The organism is Photobacterium salinisoli, assembly GCF_003614885.1.
In the GTDB taxonomy this organism is placed as follows: domain Bacteria; phylum Pseudomonadota; class Gammaproteobacteria; order Enterobacterales; family Vibrionaceae; genus Photobacterium; species Photobacterium salinisoli.
Window position 1 is genome coordinate 402,818 of sequence record NZ_QZMS01000007.1, and the last position, 21,353, is coordinate 424,170.

The following is a 21,353-nucleotide window of genomic DNA, read 5'->3' on the forward strand; positions in this document are numbered from 1 at the left end:
ATAATCTTCTCGCTGAGTGAATCAAGGTGTCAGGTAACACAATGCGATTAACGGCCAATAGGCTCGCACAATGGTTAGTGCAGGGCGATTATTGCAGTATTGAACTGGATGAAGAACAGGTTGTTCTGGAAAGCCTGCAAAACAGTGAAGTCCTGTCATTTGATGACTGGGATGGTTCAGTGACGCTGCACCGCGGGGTGTTGTGGGGCGCAATGGAACTGAGTTCGGCAGATCAGACGGCAAGTTGGACTGTGCATGGGCTGCCCTGGGCGGAGTGTCAAGCTTTCGCCCACCATCTGGTGGACACTTACCGCCAATGGGCGAAAGGGCGGGTCGAAAAACTGGATGCCCACCTGCCGCAGATGCTGGCCCGCATCGACGCATTTATCACCCAGCCTGGCTATAAACGCCGTTCCGATTACCTGAACTTACAACAATCGCTCCATAATGCCTTGTCTGAAACAGGCCTGACGGATGAATTGGCCGCTTCATTTCGTCCAATGGCATTTGAACAGATATTCCCCTGGCTCGAAGACAATGCAGACTGGGTCAGTGAAACCAATGCTGCCTGGATACAGGAAGAAACCGAGAAGTGGTCGTCCTGGTTTGACCGGATTGAATCGTCACCGCTCAATGATTCTCAGCGGCAGGCCGTGCTGCTGAATCAGGACCATAATCTGATACTGGCCGGGGCCGGTTCTGGCAAAACCAGTGTGCTGGTGGCCCGGGCCGGTTACCTGCTGGCCAGCCAGCAAGCCGGGCCGGACGATATTCTGATGTTAGCCTTTGGCCGAAAAGCGGCGGAAGAAATGAGCGAGCGGCTGAAAGACAAAGTCGGCCGCGAGATCAGAGTGGCGACCTTCCACAGTCTGGGTTGCCAGATTATTCAGGCGGTTGAAGGTCAATTACCGGGCGTGTCGCCGTTAGTACAGGATGAACAAGCCCGTAATGAATGGTTGTCTGCTCTGCTCAAAGATCAGTGGCAGAACGAGACGGCGGCAAAGCGTTGGCAAAAGCACCTGACACAGTGGCGCATACCGGGCTTTCGTGGTGACAATTCCATCGAAGAACAGGCGCGCAGCGAACCCTTGCTGAACTGGGTATGGCGCCATATTGAGCTGATGGGCCAGCAAGGTGGCAACAAAGCGGAATTATCAGCCATGGTCGACAGTGCCATGGGCAGTGGTGATAAAGCTCAGATGAAAAGCGAACTGGCCCTGCTGTGGCCGTGTTACAAGGTGTACAGCCAGCACCTGAAAGCCAATCGCCAGATTGATTTCAATACCATGATCCAGACGGCCACTGAGTATGTAAGACAAGGCAAATTCATTCCGCAGTGGCGTTTTGTCATGGTCGATGAATACCAGGATATTTCGCCACACCGGCTGGCGCTGATCGATGCTATTTGCCAGGTACCGGGAACGGACAACTTAGCCCCCAGCTTATATGCCGTTGGAGATGACTGGCAGGCGATTTACCGCTTTGCCGGTGCCGATGTCAATCTGACCACTGGCTTTGAGCAGCGTTTTGGTGCCAGCCATGTCATGGAACTCGACACTACTTACCGCTTTAACAACATGATTGGTGAAGTCGCCAATATGTTTATTCAGCAAAATCCGCAGCAACTGAAAAAATCGCTGGCAAGTGTGAAAAAACAGAAGCGAAAGGCAGTCACCTTACTGGCGCAGGACCTGCTGGAACAGGAACTGGTGCAGCTTGCCTCTAAAGTGAAAAAAGAAGCCAGCGTGCTGTTGCTGGGACGCAATCACGATCAACGGCCTGAAAAGCTGGCCGACTGGCAGAGTCAGTGGCCACAGCTTAATCTGCAATTTATGACCTGCCATGCCAGCAAGGGCCGCGAAGCAGATTTTGTGTTTGTGCTCAATGTGAACCGCGGCGTGTTCCCGGCCCAGGATCGCGACAGAGGTTTGCTGGCTTGTCTGCAGTCTGGCGGTAACGAAGGCATTGCCGATGCGGAAGAGCGCCGTCTGTTCTATGTCGCGATGACCAGGGCCAAAGAGCATGTCTGGATCTGCGCCAACCCGGAAACTCTCTCGCCGTTTGTGAATGAACTGATTGAAGACAGATATCAGGTCAATAATAAGATTAAAAAAATGAAACGCTGATACCGTCTTATCACTCGTTTTTTTAATCCAGTACTACTACCAGTTTGCCGCTGTGCTGCTGCCTGTGCAGCAGCGCCAGTCCCTCCTTCAATTGCTCAAAGGAAAACAGCTTATCTATCATAGGATCCAGTTTTCCTTCGGCGATCAGGTTGCTCATGCTGTTCCCCATATCAGACAGATGGTGGATATCCTCGGGCGCACCATGCGCATAGGTGCCATGTAGCGCCACTTCGTGCATGCTGAGTGCTTTTGTTGTCGCCAGCAAAGGAACCTGATTGAATTGATCGGCCACCATGACTATCTGGCCGTTGAAGCGAATCAGCGCACTCATAATGCTTCCTGAGCGGGCAGAAACACAGTCAATCACAGCATGCAGCAGGTTATCTTCGGTTAATTCAATGATTTTCATGGCCACATTGTCATGATCCGAATCAATGACGGCATCGACGCCATAACTGAGTAATCTGGCGTGATGCCTTTCAGCGGCAATGGCATACACAGTGGCGCCGGCCAGTTTGGCTAACTGGGCCGCAAAACCGCCCACGCCGCCACCGGCACCTGTGATGGCGACTCGCTGCCCCGGCTTCAGTCTGAGCTTATCATGTACCGCCAGCCAGGCACTGTAACCGGCAGAAGGTAAAGCCGCCCCCTGTTCAACACTGACAGCTGCAGGCAGGCGGCTGACGGCCCCGGTTTTACAGCAGGCATACTCAGCGAAACCGCCGCAATGGCGCGGGTCGAGAAAGGTAAATACCCTGTCTCCCGGTTTAAACTGGCGTACATTAAGGCCAACGGATTCCACGGTTCCTGCAATGTCCATGCCGATGATTTGCGGGTAGTTCCAGGTGGCGTATCCCCAGTCTGCCAGCTTGTAATCAATCGGGTTAAGGCCCATCGCGGCCACTTTGATGCAGATTTCATCTGCACCGGGTTTGGGGCGGGTAGTACGTGTCAGCTGCAGGCTGTCCAGTCCGTTGGGTTCAGTCAGAGTCCATGCTTTCATAAGCCACCATGAGGGTAACAGGTTGTTTTTGGTATTAATTTAAAGCATATACCTAAACGCATGGCTTTGCTGGCGGTAAAAGCGGTAAAGCAGGTGGAAATCGGAGTTGCAGTGTGAAAGTAAGGTGGTCCCCGTCTGTGCGGGGACGATGTGTTGAAGCGGGGTGTTACAGCTGTCTGAGTGCTGTTTTATGACAGTTGCAGAGCTGACGGATAGCTACTTGCTCAGCACTCAGGCGCGGCCTCTTAAGACAGGCGCTCAGCCAGATAAGCTTCATAATCGGGAATTTCTATCGACACGGCTTCCTCCATCATGGTGGAAGCAATCATGAAATTGGCACTGGCGCGGTTGGTGGCAACGGGGATATTCCAGACTGCGGCAATCCGAAGCAGTGCTTTTACATCGGGATCATGGGGCACGGCATTCAGTGGATCCCAGAAGAAAATCATCATGTCGATCTTGCCTTCGCAAATTAGCGCACCCAACTGCTGATCGCCGCCCATTGGGCCGCTCAGTAAACAATTAATCGGCAGACCGGTTTGCTTTGACAGCAGATGCCCGGTCGTGCCAGTGGCATACAGGGTATGATTTTCCAGTTTGCTTTTATGTTCACTGACCCAGCGCTGTAAGTGGCTTTTACAGTTATCGTGAGCCACCAGGGCAATGTGTTTCCGGGCTTGCATCTGTCGGGTTGTGGCGTGCATTTGTTACTCCGTTAAGTCGGCATAATCTCCGTATAACCAGATACTAAGCTTGCTGTTATTAGCTTGTCCAGTGAATATCCCAAGTAAGAATAATACGCAGAGAAACTTACTCGTTATGGTGAGTGATAAGCTGTTCGAATCGTTCGTGACCGTGCAGTGTTTCAAAGTCATTTTCTTCTTTTGCCAGCTCACGCAGGAAAGCACTGCCCTGAATTGCTCGCTCAAGATCAGACACGGCCTGATCTTCCGCTCCCAGACAGGCGTATGCACAGGCACGCTGGTACAGGGCATTGGCATTGGTGCTGTCCACTTCCAGCACACGGTTACAAATGCTCAGTGCCCAATGGAATTCACGGATTTCCATCGCAGCATCCGCTTTGTGCGTCAGTGCTTCCAGGTCGCCCGGTCGCAGTTTGAGGATTTCATCATACACTTCCATCTGCTGCTCGGCGGTTTGCGAACTCTGAGCTCTGAGCCAGAGATTATGCACTTCATTGATAATCTCAATCTCTTTGTTATTTTGCGCGATGATCCGGGTTTTGCGTTTCAGATCCCGCTCCAGCATCTGGAATTTCTTCTCGTACTGATCCGTGATTTCCTTTAACTGCTGTTCGGCCATTTTCTTGGTATTGACCTTGATTTCTTTCAGCGACTGCCAGCCTACCAGCGCAATGAGTGAGGCGGCACCGGCGATCAGATAGAAAAAATAGGTGACTGTCACATTGGCATAATTGAGCGATTTATCTGCCACTGCCAGTTCGCGATCGGTAAAAGAGAGGGTTAAGCGACGTTCAAGATCCTGCTGATCCTGGCGCAGCGATTTCATTTCATCAAGAATATACCTTTCCATTAAAGGCTTATCTAACACTGGCTGCTCCGAGTAGGGGGGCGCTTCTTCTGATTCCTGCGCTATGGCAGGCATAGCGAAAAGCAGACAGAATACAGCGGCATACAGCAGTTTCAGCATAATGTTTTCCTTGTTAACGGGAACGTACGTGAAAGTTGTAACAAGCATAACCGATTGGGTTCGTTATCTCTATGTAACGGGCCAAAACCTTGTGGTCGGTGCAATTGACCGCGTATTCACAGAGCGGGCTGGATTGACAGCAGGAATGATGCGCAGAGAGGGAAGGCAAAGTGGTATACTCACCGTATTCTCAGTAAAAACAGGTCGAGTACCGTGAGTCAGGATCAGGAAATAGAAGTTGAAGCGCTTGGGATTGAAGTGTCTGTTCAGCCCATCGAGTTATATAAAGTGCTGAAAATTGCCAATGCCGTCGGAGGCGGAGGCGAGGCCAAAATGGCGATCTCCGAAGGTTATGTTGCCGTGAATGGTGAGATTGAACTGCGGAAACGCTGCAAGATTTATGACGGTGATGTCATAGAGTTTAACGGTGAGTTTTATGTGGTGCTCTGTGATCAGCCAGTAACGGAAACGGTCAGTGAACCTGTTGCCAAGCCCACAGCCTCCAAACCGAAAAAAAACCAGTCGGCGAAGCACCGTTCTGCCAAAGCGGGCAAAAGCTCGCCAGCCGGAAAAGGCGGCAACAAGAAGCCAAATACAGGCAAGTCTGCCTCAATTGGCAAAGATGCCGATCAGCAGACCGGCCGCAAACGCCTGATGTTCTGATTAAACCCGATAGTGACTGTCAGAACCGCGCAGGTTCGGCGCTTTCAAGCCAGGTCATAATAAACGCTGCCACACCGGCAGGCTGATTTAAATCCAGCGCAGGAATCGGGTGAATGTCGCCCGGTTCGCTGGTGGCTATGGCCACTATGTTTGTATCTTTGGGGTACAGCAGAGGTTTTCCGTAATCCGGCCGGTGAATTTCAATTTTGGTGATTGGCTGGTCGCGAAACCCTTCTACCAGCACGATATCCAGGCGGCTGTGATCCAGCTGCATCAGGCAATCTTCCAGTACCGGTTCACGCTTTTGATCATCCGGATATTCAAAAAACAGAATGTGTCGATGCGGCGTCGCCAGCAACAGCTGATCGCTGCCGGCATGGCGCAGACGATAGCTGTCTTTTCCCGCTGTATCCGGCTCAACATCATGATGACTGTGTTTCAGCAGACCAACACGCAACCCATATTGCTTTAAATACGGGATAACCTGCTCAATTAATGTGGTTTTTCCTGCGCCGCTGAAACCGGCGAAACCGATGACGGGTGTCATAGTAAGTCTTTGGCCTGTTAATGAAAGATTGGCACTAAAATAACATGATAGTCAGTGCCGACACAGTATCTTGCCTGGGCACCTGACGTTTTGCTGTGTCAGATCAAACCGGAGGCTGAAATGGCAGATTTATTGGTATGGCAGGGCGACATAACGACCTTGAATGTGGATGCGATAGTTAATGCAGCGAACAACAGCTTATTGGGGGGCGGTGGTGTCGATGGCGCCATTCACAAAGCGGCGGGTCCGCAGTTACTGGAAGAGTGCCGGCGCCTGCATGGCTGCCCGACGGGTGAAGCAAAAATCACCCCCGGATACCAGTTACCAGCCCGGTGGGTGATTCACACGGTGGGGCCGGTATGGCAGGACGGTAAACAGAATGAGGCTGAATTACTGGCCAGTTGTTATCGGCAGAGTCTGGCGCTGGCGGATGAAGTGGGCGCCGGCACGATTGCTTTTCCCTGCATCAGTACCGGGATTTACGGTTTCCCGAAACAGTTGGCGGCCAGTATTGCCGTGCAGACAGCCCGGCAGTGTCTGGAAGGCAAAAGTACACCCGACAAAGTGTATTTTGTCTGTTTCAGCCAGGAAGATGCTGAGATTTATCACAGCTTGTTACGGTCTGACTGAGTGTATCAATCCTGCGTCAAGCAGATGAAATAGCGGGTAAAGTATTATCGCGGGTCTACAGTTAATGAGAAGGCAGTCGGTGACACAGTCTGGATGCGCTCTCGGGGTATGAGAGGGGTCTGCAGAGCTGCTGTGTTCACTGAGAGATGTCCGGCTCGGCTTACCGGCAATTTGTAATTGCAGGTAGGGAAGGAACCAGAATGGCTGAGCCGTGGACGACATAAGCATCAGGGAGAGTGCAATGTGGGCAACACTAGATTTTGAAGCGTCAGGCTTATCGGACCAATCCTACCCTATTGAAGTGGGCTATGTACTTCCTGACGGCAACGGGCAAAGTATCCTGATCAACCCACTGACCGCCGGTGATGTCTGGCAGTACTGGGACAGCTACGCCGAGCAACGTATTCACAGAATCCCCCGCAGCGAACTGGAACAGCATGGTATGCAGGTGCTGGAAGTCTGCCAGCATTTGAACAGTGTGCTGGGGCAACTGGACTATGTGTTTTGTGACAGCCAGTGGGATTTGTTCTGGCTGGGGCGGCTGTATCATGCGGCCCATATGCGGCCCTCCTTCACACTGACCGAAATCGGCCACTGGCTGCAGCAGGAAAACGGCATAGAAAGAGCCCGTTTTCAGCGTGCGCTGGAAGCCTTGGGGCCTGCGAGGCACAGAGCCATGCATGATGCCAGGCAGATTTATCAGGCCATAAGCAGCCTGGTGAATATTCCGGGCTGATGTCAGGCGCTGGAGCAACTGAACAACACAGCGTACAATCAATACAGGCTATTGAATTTCAGTCTGTTGGGAGTGCGTTGTGCCAACACCTACCTTAAGAGTTGCGGTATTTAATATCGCCCTGTCTGATCCTGTTGCCGGCCGGATACGGCAGAAGCTGTCGGCGCCGGGCCACGCAAGAATTTCCCGGCTGGCAGCCATGATTCAGCATGTGCAGCCCGATGTCCTGCTACTGTGCGAGTTTGACCACCCCGGTGAAGGGGGCGATGACGGTGGCCTGACGGATTTCTGCCGCTATTATCTCGCCGAACCGCAACATGGTCAGGTCGCAATTGATTACCCTTACCGTTATTGCCCGCCTGCGAATACCGGCTCATTGTGCGAGGCGGATCTGGACGGAGACGGGGAACGCACCCTGCCTCAGGATGGTCAGGGCTATGGGTTTCATCATGGTCATTTCAGCTTTGTGGTGCTGTCGCGTTATCCGTTGATAGAAGAGGATATCCGCAGCTGGCAAACCCTGCTGTGGCAGCAGATGCCGGATAACCATATGCCGGAAGGCTATTACAGCCCAGAAGCAATGGCACAGCTCAGGCTGTCATCGAAAAATCATCTTTTAATTCCGGTACAGGTCGGGCACAGGCGATTCCAGCTGCTCTGCGCTCACCCGACGCCGCCTGTGTTTGACGGCCCCGAGCGGCGTAATGCCCGCCGTAACCATGATGAGTTGCGACTCTTAATGGACATTATCAATGATGAAGCCTATCTGACCGATGATCAGGGTAATTCTGGCGGTCTGAACCAAGACACGCCTTTTGTGTTGCTGGGGGATCTCAACGCCGATTTGCATGATGGTGAAGGTATGGTGCTTGCACTCCGGCACCTGCTGTATCACCCCAGGGTTCATCGGGCTGTTGCAGAAGGTAAACTGACCCCGAAAAGCTTGGGCGGGCGATTTTTCCGGCCCTGGAAATTACGCCGGGGCAGAAGTTCGGAGTGGACACACCTGAGTGGTCTGCGGCTCGATTATGTTCTGCCTTCTGCCGATTTCGATGTGCTGAACAGCGGCGTGTTCTGGCCGGATAAGAAAGATCCGCTGCGCAGACTGGTCACTGGCGAAGACGGCAAAGAGCGGGCTGATATCAGCTCTGATCACCGGCTGGTATGGGTCGATGTACGTCTGCCTGCGGTGAAGGACGAGTACAGCTGATGCACAATCTCGACTTATTCGGTGAAGCCAGCACGCCGGGCGAGTGGATTGCTATTGATGGCGGCTTGCTGTTCTGGGCGCCGGCCTTTTTTACCGTTTCCGACTCAGATCGCTATTTTCGCGCGCTGCGCCAGTCGCTCAACTGGCAGCAGGAAGCCATTACACTGTATGGTCGCCGGGTGATGCAGCCGCGTTTGCAGGCCTGGTGCGGGGAGGCTTCCTATACCTACTCGGGCTTGACTATGCAGCCGGACCCGTGGACGCCAGCCTTGCTGCAGATAAAGGCCACCTGTGAACAAGTGGCGAATACCCGTTTTAATTCGGTGCTGGCTAATCTGTATCGTAACGGACAGGACAGCATGGGCTGGCATCAGGATAACGAGCCCGAACTCGGCCCCGCGCCTGTGATTGCCTCGGTAACCTTAGGCGAGACCCGGCGTTTTTTGCTGAAGCATCGTAACACCGGGCAGAAAATTGATTTTCAGCTCAGTCATGGTTCTTTGCTCATCATGGCGGGCCAGACTCAGTCCCACTGGGTGCATAGCGTGCCAAAGACCACTCAGCCTCTCAGTGAGCGGATTAACCTGACTTACCGATGGATTAATACGTAACTGCTCAGCACCGCAAACGTAAAAATGCAGATATTCCACAGGCTTAAATGACATACCACTGACGTGAACAACGGCGCCTTTGCTATGATTGTGTTGTTAAATCGTTGCGGGGTTGCTATGAATATTCGTCGTTTTATTGTTTATCTTCTGATTACGCTTCTTTCACTGCCTGGCTGGGCGGCGATGCAAATTTCGCCCAGACCGGCAGAACCGCCTGTACAGCAACAGGTATTGCCATCCTATGCCGATGACGCCGCATTGATACGGCAAACCTTTGAAACCCAGTTGTTTACATTACCGGCATTTAAAATGGGCCATTATGGCCTGAGGATGTATCGCCAGACGATGGATCCCAAATACCAGTCGGCCGTGTGGTCAGACTTGGCACGTGTGGCCAGCCGGCTCAATGCCGTGACGACAGAAATTTACACGCCGGCACAAATAAAAGCCTATTCGGAAGCCCGCGAAGCCAGGTATCAGCGCAAAGACGATGCCCGCAGCGATTTACGTTATCTGGCCACCAGAGATTACCCTGAGTATTATTTTCTGGGCGTCGATCTGCTTGGCTCTATGGCCCGTGCCAATGAATACGGCCTTAAACACAGAGAAGACCACAAATTACGCGACATCATCCGTCGCTATGATTTTGCCCGTTATGCCACCGACCCAGACATGATCCGCGCATGGGCAGCGCAGCTTGCCAATCAGGTTTACTGGTTACGTCAGCTTGGCGAGCAGGACGTGGTTGAGCCTTTTATTGCTGCTTTCCGGGCGATCTATCCGGACAGCCAGGATAAACAGCTCAGCGAGCAGCAGTACATGAATAAGATATACGGCATGACCCATATTATCTTTGCGGCATCCTCGTATTATCAATATCAGCTCAAGGAAAGCGATTTTCAGTGGATTTATGATCACTTTCGCCGCCATATCGACGATATTCTGTTGCATACCAAGGAAGATGTGGTGGCCGAAGTGGGTATCAGCTTCCTGTTAGCCGGCCTGCAGGATGATCCCGTGGTCGAAAAAACGCGCCAGTTCATCCAGAAATCGATCGACCGGCAAACGGGTATGGTGCCGTCAGTAAAAGGCGAAAGCGAGCTGTATGACGGTGAGCACCGCAACACGCTGGCAATCATGCTACTGGACTGGCGTGGCGTACATGCCGCCCCGACTGTCACCAACCAGCCGGCTATGTTCGAGAGTTTACCTTTTGGTTTGGTGCCGCGGCAGTAGAACAATGAAACCTTATTGATTGTGAGTATTGGTTCATATAGGGTGAGTCAATATTTTTTCCGAAATGAGGGCATGACTATAATGAGTGACTGGTTAACTTGGGCCAAGAAACTTCAGGCCATTGCACAAGCCGGTAAAGCTTACAGTCACGATCTATACGATCTTGAACGCTTTGATCAGATTGCCGACATTTCATATCAAATGTTTGCACAGATTAGCGGCCAGCCACTCAGTAAAGTGCATCATCTGTTTATTCCTGAAGAGGGCTATCCTACCCCGAAAGTTGATCTGCGGGCCGGAGTGATTCGCGATAACAAAATTCTTCTGGTCAAAGAACGTGAGGATGGCAAGTGGACATTACCCGGAGGGTGGGCCGATGTCTGTGAAACCCCGTCACAGGGGATTGTCCGCGAAGTGTTGGAAGAATCCGGTTTGGTCGTCAGTCAGCCCAAACTGATTGCGATAAAAGACAGAGCGGTTCACCCATACCAGCCCGATTATCCCTATCACGTTTATAAGCTCTTCTTTCTTTGTCATTTTGTGTCCGGTGAGCCAAAAGAGAACATCGAAATTTCAGCAATTGATTTTTTTGCACGGGACACCATTCCGCCTTTGTCGCAAAGCCGGGTACTTGCCGAAGATATCGTCATGATGTTCGAGCATGTTGAAAACCCGAACTTGCCTGTGCAAGTTGATTAATGGTGCCGGACGGGAAAGGTAACTCAGTAAATATGTTGTATAAAAGGACAAGCATTTGAAATATATCTGGCTCTCTGTGTTTACCGTGGTGTTTATCTGGTCTGGTATTGAACCGAAAGATACCTTTACCTGGTTTCTTGAAGTATTGCCTGCGCTGATTGGCCTGATCTTGATAGTGTTCACTTATAATACATTCAGGCTCACCCCTTTACTGTACGGGCTGATTTTACTGCATTGCATTGTATTAATGGTGGGGGGGCATTACACCTACGCCGAAGTGCCTTTGTTCGACAATCTGTTCGGGGCCGAAAGAAATAACTACGACAAAGTCGGTCACTTTTTTCAGGGGTTTGTCCCGGCTATTCTGGCAAGGGAAATACTCATCAGAAAGCAGATAGTCAATGGCCGGTTTTGGGTGAGTGTTGTTGCTGTGTCTGTGTGTTTAGCCTTCAGCGCCTTTTATGAATTGATTGAATGGTGGGTGGCGCTGGCAACAGGCGAAAACGCAGAGGCTTTTCTGGGCACACAGGGTTATGTCTGGGATACCCAGTCTGATATGGCCTTTGCATTAGTCGGTGCCTTGTGCGCTACGTTTTTGCTTTCCCGCTGGCATGACAGTCAGCTGGTTTCTGTGCATCGAAGGAATGAAACACATCAAAGGAATGCATCATGGTGACTTGTTTTTTACGCTACGTTATAGACCCTTATAAAGTCAGCGAATTTGAAGAATATGCCCGTATGTGGATCCCGCTCGTCAATAAATTTGGTGGTCAGCACAACGGCTATTTCCTGCCTTCTGAAGGTGCCAGTAATATCGCCCTGGCGCTGTTCACCTTTCCCAGCCTGGCGGATTACGAAACCTACCGGAAAGCGTCCATGACGGATCCGGATTGCCTGCGCGCCTTTCAGTATGCCGAGGATACCCGCTGTATTATCAGTTACGAGCGAAACTTTTTCCGCCCGGTGTTCGGCAATGCATAACACGCTTGCGAGCATGCGTTGTCTGGCTGCAATGCCAGTGATATTGGATGAGCCGGGATAGATCAGAACAATGCCAGCCGACACCGGCTGGCATTGATAGTAAGGGGAGTCAGGTATCAGAAGCCGACATTCATCCCGACCCAGTAACGTCGACCATCTTCCACATAGCCATATTCGTCATAAGTGACTTCTTCATCCAGCAGGTTATAAATGGCGGCATTGACGGCCACATTATCCGTTAACTGATAACTTACCCCCATGTCTAGGAAGGTATAAGACGGGGCTTCCAGGCTGCTTGATGATGGCCCTGTTGTCGGTTCCATCTCTTCACCGTGATAGGTGACTTGCCACCAGGTCTCTAAGTCAGCTGTGGCTTGCCAGGAAAGATCGGTACTGAATAAGTGCTTTGGCAACTGAACCAGTGGCTGGCCCTTATAGTCGCCCGATTTTTGCTCAGAATCGTTAAAGGTGTAGCTGGCATTCCAGAAGACACTGTCACCCAGTGGAGTGCTGAGGCTGAGTTCGACACCTTGTGTCGTCGCTTCATCGATGTTGATGCGTTTTGTTGCTACGCTGCCACTGCTATTGGTCGGGCCACAACTGGAACATTCGATACGAGAAATCTTATCTTTGAAGTCGTTATGAAAGAGCGTGGCACTCGAATTTAGCCCGTTATCATTCTGGTAGTTCAGACTGACTTCGGTATTTACTGACTTTTCAGGCTGCAGATCCGGATTACCATAGATATCACCGCCGCGGCTGCCTTGTGCCCATTCTGCAGAGGTTTCTCGCAGTGTCGGCGCGCGATAACCTGTAGATACACCGCCTTTAAACACCCAATTTGATGTGATGCTCCAGACACCATAAGCCCGTGGGCTGACGTGAGTACCATAGTTTTCATCATCATCGACACGTGCTCCTAAAGTCAGGCTGAATGAGTCGGCAATGGCCCATTCATCTTCAAGAAATACCGCCACACGGTCACTGTCCAGCTCAGTCAGGTCGGAAGCACTGTTAGATGTGTAATCTTGAAGTTTTTCATATTGATATTCAAAACCTGATGTCAAAATATGGGAATAGACTGGCGTAACCAGGCTGGTCTTGAAGACAGTATTTTTACTTTCCATTTCCCGGCTTTTATTTTCCGAGTCTTCATATTGCAGGTAAGTGTTGGATTGCCCGATTGCGCCCCAGTCACCCAGGTGCGTGATGGCGTAATGGGTACGGGTATATTCTTCTAAAGTATCAACACATTCTCCACGGCAACCTTCAGTCGCAACTGACTTACCGACCGTTCCGGCACGGGATTGCTCGCTGATCCCTGCTTCTAACGACATCGCGTGCAGATCATTAAGCTGGTAAGTAAGTGTGGCGTTGAAGCTGTTCAGATCTTTATTTTCATAGCCATTGGTGATCGCATCTTCATCGCGGACTGTGGTTTGCCCGTTAAATTGTGCGGTGAGATTTTCCGTTAATGGGCCGGTAAGAAAGAAGTTAGCGCTGCGCTCATCACCAGAGTCGCGATTTTCCTGAATGACAGTACCCAATTGGAGATTGCCGAGCCAGTGCTGGTTGTCTTTGCGGGTGATGATGTTGACAACACCGCCAATGGCATCTGAGCCGTACAGTGTCGACATCGGGCCACGGATAACCTCAATGCGCTCAATCGCTTCTAAAGGCGGTAACCAGCCCTGTTCAATGCCCGGACCGTCACTATTTGGTCGGGTCTGACGAGATGATTGGCGTTTACCATCAACCAGAATCAAAGTGTACGCTGAACCCATACCACGGATACTGATGTCTTTATTATCGCCACCCCCTGTGATGGTGACACCGGGAACGGTTTTCAGTGCATCTGTGACATCACGATAATATTTATGCTCAAGCTCCTCACGAGTGATCACGCTGATGCTGGCGGGCGCGGTGATTTCTGCTTGCTCGTAACCGGACGCAGTCACTACCATGGTTTCGGTCACAGGGGATTGTTGAGCGGCCTGTACACTGGCAGCCAATAGTACTGATCCTGTCAAAGTGGAGAGGGGTAAACGATAGCTAGACATTATTTTTTCCATAAATGATAATGATTCTTAAATCTATTTGCGATTATTGCTATATTCGCTGCTACTGACTAGATCAATGAGTGGAACGGGCCGTTCCGAAAATGGGATGAGGATGAAAACAGAACTGCAGGGTATCCGGGCATTTGCTGCACTGAGTCGTTTTCATAGTGTGACTGCCGCAGCAAAGGCATTGAATCAGCCGAAATCGACCATCAGTCGACGCCTGGCTCAGTTAGAAACTGAACTGGGACAGCGGCTTTTTATCAAGCAAGGTTCACGTCTGATGCTGACACGTGCCGGAGAGGTCTTTTCTGAATACTGTCAGCGTTTACTGACAATGGCTGAAGAGTCACAAAATGCGCTGCAATCACTTAAGCAAAGTGTGGCAGGCGAAGTCACTTTACTGGCGCCCCAAAGCCTGGTGCGAGGCTGGTTAAGGCATGAACTGCATCACTTCCTGGATGCCCATCCTCAGGTCAATATCCGCTTATTTACCGAAGATCGTGATGAATATTTCCAGCACGAGCCGGACATTGTGTTAGCGATTGGGGAGCAGGAACTGCCGGGAACATGGCGTAAGAAAACGCTTGGTTACTGGCAGTTTGGTCTGTATGCATCTCCGCGTTATATCCAGAAATACGGGGTGATTACACACCCAGAACAGCTCCATGCGCATCAGTGGTTGCCGTTTGACAGCGATAAAATCAATACCGTTTATCTTTCTAACGGGCAGGAGGACTGTGTGGTGATGCCGCCCATCAGCCGGTTAAGCAGCGATAACCTGCTGCTTCAGCTTGATTCCATCTCATCGGGATATGGCGTCGGGTTATTACCGACTTGGATTGCCAGTAATTACCTTAAAGCACACCCGGGTAATTTAATGCCCTGCTTACCCGAATGGTATGGCGCAGCCCGCCCTGTGCTGTGCTATTTTGCCGCCGGCGTGCTGCCGCTCAGGGTGCAAACCCTGATCAAAACACTGAATGAGCATGCCCCGAAAGAATGGCTGGAGCCTATTAACGTGACAGCCCATACCCCTGATAGCTTGTCTGAAGTGGGTTGATGCAGAGTGGATATCAGCACTTATGAGAAGTATAAACACATACGTTTTCCGCCGATTTCGACAACGTTAAAGGGAGTTTCGTAAATCTCAGACAACACATCAGCATCAATCACTTGCTCAACCCGGCCCTTAGCAACAATTTGACCTTTTTTCAGCGCGATGATGGTGTCGGAATAGCAGGAGGCAAAGTTGATATCATGAATGACGATGATGACTGCTTTATGTAACTCATGGGCTAAACGCCGAATGGTGTGCATGATTTGCAAAGAGTGCTTGATATCTAAGTTATTGAGCGGTTCATCCAAAAAGACATAATCGGTATCTTGCGCGATGACCATGGCAATAAAAGCAAGCTGACGCTGCCCGCCACTGAGCTCGTCAAGGTATTTATCCTGGATGTTACCGAGATCTAAATATTCGATGGCTTTATCGATCACATCGTTATCTTCTGTGGCTAGGTTGCCCTGGCAATAAGGAAACCGGCCGAAAGCGATAAGCTCCCGCACGGTAAACCGCAGGCTAACGTTGTTAGCCTGGCGCAATACAGATAAACGTTTGGCCAACGCTTTGGTATCCCATTCAACCAGTTCCTTGCCATCAATCCAGACTTCGCCCTCGTCACGCTTCAATAAACGTCCGGCGATAGAAAGCAGTGTACTTTTTCCGGCACCATTGGGGCCAATAATGGCTGTCACTTTCCCTTTTGCAAATTCAGCACTGGCATTTTTCACCACAGGGTGCTCGCCAAAGCGTTTAGTTAAATGTTTTAATTCAATCATCAGGGTTACACCACTTTACTTCGTAACAGTAAGAATAAGAAATAGATGCCGCCGACAAAGTTAATCACTACGCTCAGTGTGGTTTCAAAGCCAAATGCTTTTTCGATAATCCATTGGCCGGTTAGCAAAGTGGCAACAGACATCAAGCCACAGACAGTTAATAAATATTTGTGCTGATAGGTTTTCAGCCATTCCCGGGTCAGGTTTGTGATCAAAAGGCCAAAGAACATAATCGGGCCAATTAATGCGGTTGAAATGGCAATCAGTACAGAGGAAAGTAATAAAACGGAACGCGTTGTTCGTTGAATATCTACACCCAGGCTGGTAGCGTTATCCTGGTCGAGTAAATACACATCAAGCGTTCGGTGAATGTTAAATAACCAGACTGTTACCAGAATAAGAACAGGTAATGTCCAATATACTAATTCCACATGAATATTATTGAAACTTGCAAACATATTAGCTTGTACATTGGCAAACTCATCCGGATCCATCAGCATGGTAAGAAAAGACGAACCGTTTTGGAAAAGCTGCCCAAAAATAACACCTAATAAAAGCAGTGAAATAATATTCCTGGCGGAATACCGGAAATAGAGTAAAAACAAAATAAAAGAGAATGCCATCATCAAGATCACGGAGATCGAAAAGTTGATCACAGCATTTGTCATCATCATACTCAGCCCGCCAAACAGGCTTACTACCAACACCTGAATAAGTAAATACAGCGAGTCAAAGCCCATAATACTAGGGGTTAATATCCGGTTATTGGTGATGGTCTGAAAGCAAAAAGACGCCATGCCAATAGCCAAGCCAGCAATGATCATCGCCAGCACCTTGGGAATTCGGCGCGATAAAAAGTATTGGTAGTTGTCTGCCGTTAAGCCATAACCAATGAACAGTGCGGTCATGACTATGCATAAGATCAGCAGGATGAACATTTTATGTTTATCCGTTATCTGTTTATTGATCATGGCGCATTCCTTTCAACACCAGGAAAATAAAGACACTGCCACCGAGCAGGCTGATTACCATGGAGATTGGAATTTCGTAGGGAAATATCAGCACTCGGCCAACCAGATCGCATGCCAGAACCAGAATTGCACCTAACACAGCAGTGCGCGGAATGTTCTTGCGTAGATTATCGCCGTAGAAATGGTTAACCAGGTTGGGAACAATCAAACCGAGAAAGGGCAGTTGGCCGATAATCATCACCACAGTAGCGGCCATAATTGAGACCAGGGCGACACCAATCGTCATCACTTGCTGGTAATTCAAACCAAGATTGATTGCGAAGTCTTTACCCATGCCTGCAGCCGAAATACGTGTTGCGTATAAATAGCTGAAGATGGTCACAGGCAGGGCAATATAGAGCAGCTCATAATTACCTGCCAGGATATTGGCAAAATTAGCAACAGCCCAACCAGACAGATTTTGCAGTGCATCATATTTATAGGCGATAAAGGTTGCCATAGAAGCAATGATATTGCCGAAAATGATCCCGATTAAAGGTACAAAAACCGCGTTTTTAAACTGAATTCGCTGGATAAGCTGTACAAAAAAAAGCGTGCCGATCATCGCTGTAGCAAAAATAAGCCACAGCTGATCGCCGTTGCCAAAAATCACTAAACTTAAGACAAAACCCAACATTGAGCACTCAATGGTGCCCGAGGTTGAAGGCGCAGCAAAGCGGTTCTGGCTGATTTGCTGCATGATAAGGCCTGCGATACTCAGCCCCCCGCCGGCCAGCAATATTGCAAGTAAACGGGGAACACGGCTAGAAATAAACAGTTGCCAGGCATTGGCATCATTATTAATAAGGTGGGCTAACGATACGTTGCCCACCCCGATAAACAATGAAGACAGACTCAGGCAGACTAAAATAAACAGCAATTTAGTCACAACAACCTCGGATCTGATTATTGCGCTTTGCTCAACGCTTCAATGTCTTCAATCATGGTTTGTGTGGCTGTAATACCAGAGCTGGCGACATACCAGGCTGGAATATCAAGGTAAACCATACGATTGTCCTGATAAGCTTTGGTTGATTTGACCAAGTCGTTATCAAAATCCTGGCGGGTGGTACTTTTGCCTTTATTAACTAATTGATCGCGGTCTAAAATCAGCAAGGTGGAGGGGTTTTCCTGGCTGACCAGTTCATACGAGACCAATTGACCGTGGCCGCCAGTTTTCTCTGATTTTGTCTCTTTTGCGTCTGTTTCAATGGTGGGTTTAAAGCCGAAATCCTGATACAAGACCGCGAAACGAGAGCCTTCACCGAATGACGTCACATTGCCCCCCGAGCTCATCAGCATGAGCGCGTCCATATTATGGCTTTGGTTGTAGTTTTTGATTGCAGCAAAGCGCTGGTTTAAGGTTTCGATTTTTTGATTGACGACATCCTGTTTATCAAAGATTTCTCCTAAGTCGTGCCACAGCGCTTGGGTGCTTTGCCAGTAATCACTGCCATTTTCGACCGCAAAAACAAAGGTTGGAGCAATTTTAGTCAGCTCTTTAAAGTGTTTGGAACTGCGAGGGCCGACAATAATGAGATCAGGTTTCTGGGTATAAATGGATTCAAAATCGGGTTCAAAAATGGTGCCCGCAGAAGAGACATTATTATCATTATATTGAGTGAGATAGCTGGGTAATGTCGTGCCTTTTGATACCGCAACCGGCTTTATGCCCAGCGCATCAACAGCATCTAACGCACCAATCCCGATCACCACGACACGTGTGGGCGATGTCTCAATAGTGGTTGAGCCCATAATGTGGTCAACGGTGACGGATTCAGCCATGGCAGGCAGCGTGGTTATAACACCGAAACTGATTAAGCCCGCTGTGATCACACCTGATTTAGCGAAACACTTCATTTCCATTTCCTTTACATAATCGATAATTATTATCATTTCGATTACTGTATGGTTTTTGAGGAACAAATCAATATTTCTTATGTAAAGTTACGAAAAGAGCGGTCGGGCTCATGATGACCAATGGATGCGGCCAAGCTTGACTTTTCGCTGGAAATACACAGGGGATATCAGAAGACACAGCACATTATTTTTATGATCAATCATCAAGTTTTCATTCTGACATTTGTTCACACATGCAACCATGCTCTAAACCTTACGAGTGGAAAATACATGGACAAAGGGTCCTCGCCCTTTATAAGGAAGCAGGTATGGAGCAGTTTACATTCGAACGATTGGAAAAGTTAGTTGGCGATAAAATGTCGGTGACTCTCGATGAAGGGACATCCTTTGATGTCGAAATTACCGGCGTGAAACGAACTGGCACTCACAGTAAAGCATGGGAATCTTTTGCATTGTACCTGGATAGCAGTGGGCTGAATGGGGCGGTTGAACAGGGCACGTATCTTTTCGGCCACCAAAGCTTAGGTGAAGCTTCTTTGTTTGTTTCACCTAATTCTGAAAAAGAGCTGGAAGTGATTTTTTCCCGCAAGGTCACTCACTCATAAACATCAGAGGTCAGCATGGAACCTTATATCGGTAATATTCAAATGTTCGGGGCAAACTTTGCGCCGAGAGATTATGCCTTTTGTAACGGGCAAACGATCCTGATCAATCAAAACCCAGCGCTATATGCTTTATTGGGTGTGACATTTGGTGGCTCGGCCAATACCAGCTTTAAACTTCCCGATCTGAAGGGAAGAATACCTGTTGCTCCGGGGGTATTTCAGAATTCAGGCCGGCAAGTGGTGCAAGGTCAGTCTGGGGGGATGGAAGCTGTGACCCTGTCAGTGGCGCAAATGCCCGCGCACAGCCACGAGGTTTATGCTTCAACAGCCCCCGGTAATTCCCCGAGGCCAAATAACAAAGCGGCCAGCCAGGCAACCGTTTTATCGTCATCGGCCTTAAACACGCCGGTTTACTCCCAGTCTGAGCAACTTGTATCTATGAATGATAAGGCAATCGGTGCAACCGGTGGCAATCAGCCACACAATAACATCCAGCCCAGTACAGTGATTAATTTTTGTATCGCGCTGACTGGCCTTTTTCCTCAAAGAGATTGATACGGAGATCTAATATGTCTACACGCTATCTTTCGGAAATCACCCTCTTTGCCGGTCCTTATGCACCTGTACAGTGGGCATACTGCTACGGCACTTTACTGCCGATTGCCAATAATGAAGCCCTGTATTCTTTGCTGGGGGTCTCGAATGGCGGCGATGGCCGCACCAGCTTTGCTTTGCCGGACCTTCAGGGGCGCGTGCCGGTTGGTATGGGACAGGGTACAGGACTGACATTAAGAAGACAGGGGCAAAAAATCGGACAGGAAACTGTCCAGCTAACAGTGAATCATCTGCCAAATCACAGCCATGCACTTCAGGCTTCGGCCAATCCTGCACTGTCTCCGGAGCCTTCTTCCGCTTTGGTACTCGGACAGGCCAATCAGTACTTTGCCAATCCAGCGGCAGAGGATCTTGTTGACATGCAGCAGCAGGCGGTTTCTTCCACGGGCGGCGGACAGGCGCATTCCAATATGTCCCCCTCACTGGCGCTGAATTTTATCATCTGCACTGCAGGTGTATATCCATCCCAAAGCTAGAGGACAAGGCTAATGAGCGAAGCATTTTATGGTGAAATAATGATGATGCCTTATACCTATGCGCCGAGAGGGTGGGCATACTGCAACGGGCAGCAAATGAGCTTGATACAAAATCAGGTCTTGTATGCAGTGATTGGCGACAGGTTTGGCTCGGACAACCGGACATACCTCAATTTGCCTGATCTGAGAGCCAGAGTGCCGATTGGCGCAGGCAATGGCCCTGGACTGACACCTCAACGTCTGGCTGAGAAAGCGGGAAGTGATGCAGTCACGCTGTGGGAGGCTAACCTGCCTGAGCACACCCACCAGATGAGAGGTGCGGTAAAACCCCTTTCGACAACTGAGGCGCAAGGCGCAGTACCTGGCATACTGATGGGAAATAGTCTGGTTGAAAACCGCTACAGCACAGGCGATCCGAATACAACATTGAATATAGAGAGTCTGAGTGAGACAGGGCAGACGGAGGCACATGAAAATATGCAGCCCTATCTGGCCATCCATTTTTGTATCTGTATTGATGGTATTTATCCTCAGCGACCGTAACTTCTTATCCTCCGGCCTTTTTTACAGCCGGAGGTGTTTTATTGGACCATATGGTCAGCATGATGCGATTGATAATAATGTTATGTGTTTTGCTGTCGGGCAGGGTAGCCGCAGGTACAGACTGGCCGGCCTCAATCTCAGTCATGTATCAGGGGCAGCCGATCGCCTTGACCTTGTCTTCTCTCAGGCAGGGTGCTCCGGTTTATACGCATTCAGCGCTCACAAACAA

The 21,353-nt window shown here is 49.8% G+C and carries 24 protein-coding genes; 15 read left to right on the forward strand and 9 right to left on the reverse strand.

What is annotated here, in order from left to right; translation table 11 throughout:
• The first annotated feature begins 26 nt into the window (after positions 1 to 26).
• Complete coding sequence (helD, locus tag D6M16_RS02570; RefSeq protein WP_240435512.1) at positions 27 to 2,126, forward strand: DNA helicase IV; 2,100 nt, start codon at positions 27 to 29, stop codon at positions 2,124 to 2,126.
• 22 nt (positions 2,127 to 2,148) lie between these two features.
• Here helD and D6M16_RS02575 read toward each other — a convergent pair whose 3' ends face one another.
• From D6M16_RS02575 to D6M16_RS02585, 3 genes are all read right to left on the reverse strand, one after another.
• Positions 2,149 to 3,129, reverse strand: a complete 981-nt coding sequence (locus D6M16_RS02575; RefSeq protein WP_120510435.1) for an alcohol dehydrogenase catalytic domain-containing protein — start codon at positions 3,127 to 3,129, stop codon at positions 2,149 to 2,151.
• Between the two features lie 245 nt (positions 3,130 to 3,374).
• The gene (locus D6M16_RS02580) at positions 3,375 to 3,833 is read right to left on the reverse strand and encodes a methylglyoxal synthase (RefSeq protein ID WP_120510436.1); all 459 of its coding nucleotides are present in this window, start codon (positions 3,831 to 3,833) and stop codon (positions 3,375 to 3,377) included.
• Between the two features lie 106 nt (positions 3,834 to 3,939).
• A complete protein-coding gene (locus D6M16_RS02585; protein ID WP_120510437.1) occupies positions 3,940 to 4,800 on the reverse strand; it encodes a TPR end-of-group domain-containing protein in 861 nt (286 codons plus the stop codon).
• 213 nt (positions 4,801 to 5,013) lie between these two features.
• Between D6M16_RS02585 and D6M16_RS02595 the strand changes: the two genes are divergently transcribed.
• Positions 5,014 to 5,463, forward strand: coding sequence for an RNA-binding S4 domain-containing protein (locus D6M16_RS02595; RefSeq protein ID WP_120510439.1), 450 nt, complete (start codon positions 5,014 to 5,016; stop codon positions 5,461 to 5,463).
• Positions 5,464 to 5,482: 19 nt separating this feature from the next.
• Here the strand turns inward: D6M16_RS02595 and mobB are convergent, their stop codons facing one another.
• Complete coding sequence (gene mobB, locus D6M16_RS02600; protein WP_120510440.1) at positions 5,483 to 6,010, reverse strand: molybdopterin-guanine dinucleotide biosynthesis protein B; 528 nt, start codon at positions 6,008 to 6,010, stop codon at positions 5,483 to 5,485.
• Positions 6,011 to 6,130: 120 nt separating this feature from the next.
• On the opposite strand from mobB, the gene D6M16_RS02605 reads away from it, so the two are divergent.
• The 8 genes from D6M16_RS02605 to D6M16_RS02640 all read left to right on the forward strand — a co-directional run bounded on the left by D6M16_RS02605 (position 6,131) and on the right by D6M16_RS02640 (position 12,113).
• Positions 6,131 to 6,640 carry an O-acetyl-ADP-ribose deacetylase gene (locus tag D6M16_RS02605; protein WP_120511842.1) on the forward strand — a complete coding sequence of 170 codons (510 nt, stop codon included), beginning with the start codon at positions 6,131 to 6,133 and terminating at the stop codon, positions 6,638 to 6,640.
• Between the two features lie 241 nt (positions 6,641 to 6,881).
• Positions 6,882 to 7,376, forward strand: coding sequence for a 3'-5' exonuclease family protein (locus tag D6M16_RS02610; protein ID WP_120510441.1), 495 nt, complete (start codon positions 6,882 to 6,884; stop codon positions 7,374 to 7,376).
• Between the two features lie 79 nt (positions 7,377 to 7,455).
• Positions 7,456 to 8,586, forward strand: coding sequence for an endonuclease/exonuclease/phosphatase family protein (locus D6M16_RS02615; protein WP_240435513.1), 1,131 nt, complete (start codon positions 7,456 to 7,458; stop codon positions 8,584 to 8,586).
• Positions 8,586 to 9,197, forward strand: a complete 612-nt coding sequence (locus D6M16_RS02620) for an alpha-ketoglutarate-dependent dioxygenase AlkB family protein (RefSeq protein WP_120510442.1) — start codon at positions 8,586 to 8,588, stop codon at positions 9,195 to 9,197. The genes D6M16_RS02615 and D6M16_RS02620 overlap by 1 nt, the downstream gene beginning before the upstream one ends.
• A 117-nt stretch (positions 9,198 to 9,314) precedes the next feature.
• Positions 9,315 to 10,433 carry a DUF3541 domain-containing protein gene (locus tag D6M16_RS02625; RefSeq protein ID WP_120511844.1) on the forward strand — a complete coding sequence of 373 codons (1,119 nt, stop codon included), beginning with the start codon at positions 9,315 to 9,317 and terminating at the stop codon, positions 10,431 to 10,433.
• 81 nt (positions 10,434 to 10,514) lie between these two features.
• On the forward strand, positions 10,515 to 11,132 hold the full coding sequence (locus D6M16_RS02630; protein WP_120510443.1) for an NUDIX hydrolase: 618 nt from the start codon (positions 10,515 to 10,517) through the stop codon (positions 11,130 to 11,132).
• A 55-nt stretch (positions 11,133 to 11,187) separates the two neighbouring features.
• Positions 11,188 to 11,808 carry a DUF2238 domain-containing protein gene (locus D6M16_RS02635; protein WP_046219367.1) on the forward strand — a complete coding sequence of 207 codons (621 nt, stop codon included), beginning with the start codon at positions 11,188 to 11,190 and terminating at the stop codon, positions 11,806 to 11,808.
• Entirely contained in the window at positions 11,802 to 12,113 is a 312-nt protein-coding gene (locus D6M16_RS02640) for an NIPSNAP family protein (RefSeq protein WP_120510444.1), read from the forward strand. The genes D6M16_RS02635 and D6M16_RS02640 overlap by 7 nt, the downstream gene beginning before the upstream one ends.
• A gap of 116 nt (positions 12,114 to 12,229) precedes the next feature.
• Here D6M16_RS02640 and D6M16_RS02645 read toward each other — a convergent pair whose 3' ends face one another.
• Positions 12,230 to 14,173, reverse strand: coding sequence for a ligand-gated channel protein (locus D6M16_RS02645; RefSeq protein WP_120510445.1), 1,944 nt, complete (start codon positions 14,171 to 14,173; stop codon positions 12,230 to 12,232).
• A gap of 112 nt (positions 14,174 to 14,285) precedes the next feature.
• Between D6M16_RS02645 and D6M16_RS02650 the strand changes: the two genes are divergently transcribed.
• Positions 14,286 to 15,236 (forward strand): LysR family transcriptional regulator, encoded by a 951-nt coding sequence (locus D6M16_RS02650; protein WP_162940897.1) that lies wholly within the window; start codon positions 14,286 to 14,288, stop codon positions 15,234 to 15,236.
• A 20-nt stretch (positions 15,237 to 15,256) separates the two neighbouring features.
• Here the strand turns inward: D6M16_RS02650 and vctC are convergent, their stop codons facing one another.
• Genes vctC through D6M16_RS02670 form a run of 4 tightly spaced genes read right to left on the reverse strand, consistent with a single transcriptional unit; the run spans position 15,257 to position 18,810 of the window.
• On the reverse strand, positions 15,257 to 16,015 hold the full coding sequence (gene vctC, locus D6M16_RS02655; RefSeq protein ID WP_120510447.1) for an iron chelate ABC transporter ATP-binding protein VctC: 759 nt from the start codon (positions 16,013 to 16,015) through the stop codon (positions 15,257 to 15,259).
• 5 nt (positions 16,016 to 16,020) lie between these two features.
• Positions 16,021 to 16,971, reverse strand: a complete 951-nt coding sequence (locus D6M16_RS02660; protein ID WP_120511845.1) for an iron chelate uptake ABC transporter family permease subunit — start codon at positions 16,969 to 16,971, stop codon at positions 16,021 to 16,023.
• 4 nt (positions 16,972 to 16,975) lie between these two features.
• Complete coding sequence (gene vctD, locus D6M16_RS02665) at positions 16,976 to 17,914, reverse strand: iron chelate uptake ABC transporter permease subunit VctD (protein WP_120510448.1); 939 nt, start codon at positions 17,912 to 17,914, stop codon at positions 16,976 to 16,978.
• Between the two features lie 17 nt (positions 17,915 to 17,931).
• Positions 17,932 to 18,810 carry a siderophore ABC transporter substrate-binding protein gene (locus D6M16_RS02670; RefSeq protein WP_234204929.1) on the reverse strand — a complete coding sequence of 293 codons (879 nt, stop codon included), beginning with the start codon at positions 18,808 to 18,810 and terminating at the stop codon, positions 17,932 to 17,934.
• Between the two features lie 383 nt (positions 18,811 to 19,193).
• Between D6M16_RS02670 and D6M16_RS02675 the strand changes: the two genes are divergently transcribed.
• The 4 genes from D6M16_RS02675 to D6M16_RS02690 are packed head-to-tail and all read left to right on the forward strand — an operon-like array spanning position 19,194 to position 21,124.
• Complete coding sequence (locus tag D6M16_RS02675) at positions 19,194 to 19,490, forward strand: DUF6916 family protein (RefSeq protein ID WP_120510450.1); 297 nt, start codon at positions 19,194 to 19,196, stop codon at positions 19,488 to 19,490.
• Between the two features lie 15 nt (positions 19,491 to 19,505).
• Positions 19,506 to 20,045, forward strand: coding sequence for a phage tail protein (locus D6M16_RS02680; RefSeq protein WP_120510451.1), 540 nt, complete (start codon positions 19,506 to 19,508; stop codon positions 20,043 to 20,045).
• Positions 20,046 to 20,059: 14 nt separating this feature from the next.
• Positions 20,060 to 20,581, forward strand: coding sequence for a phage tail protein (locus tag D6M16_RS02685; RefSeq protein WP_120510452.1), 522 nt, complete (start codon positions 20,060 to 20,062; stop codon positions 20,579 to 20,581).
• A 12-nt stretch (positions 20,582 to 20,593) separates the two neighbouring features.
• Positions 20,594 to 21,124 (forward strand): phage tail protein, encoded by a 531-nt coding sequence (locus D6M16_RS02690; RefSeq protein ID WP_120510453.1) that lies wholly within the window; start codon positions 20,594 to 20,596, stop codon positions 21,122 to 21,124.
• Positions 21,125 to 21,353: the final 229 nt, after the last annotated feature.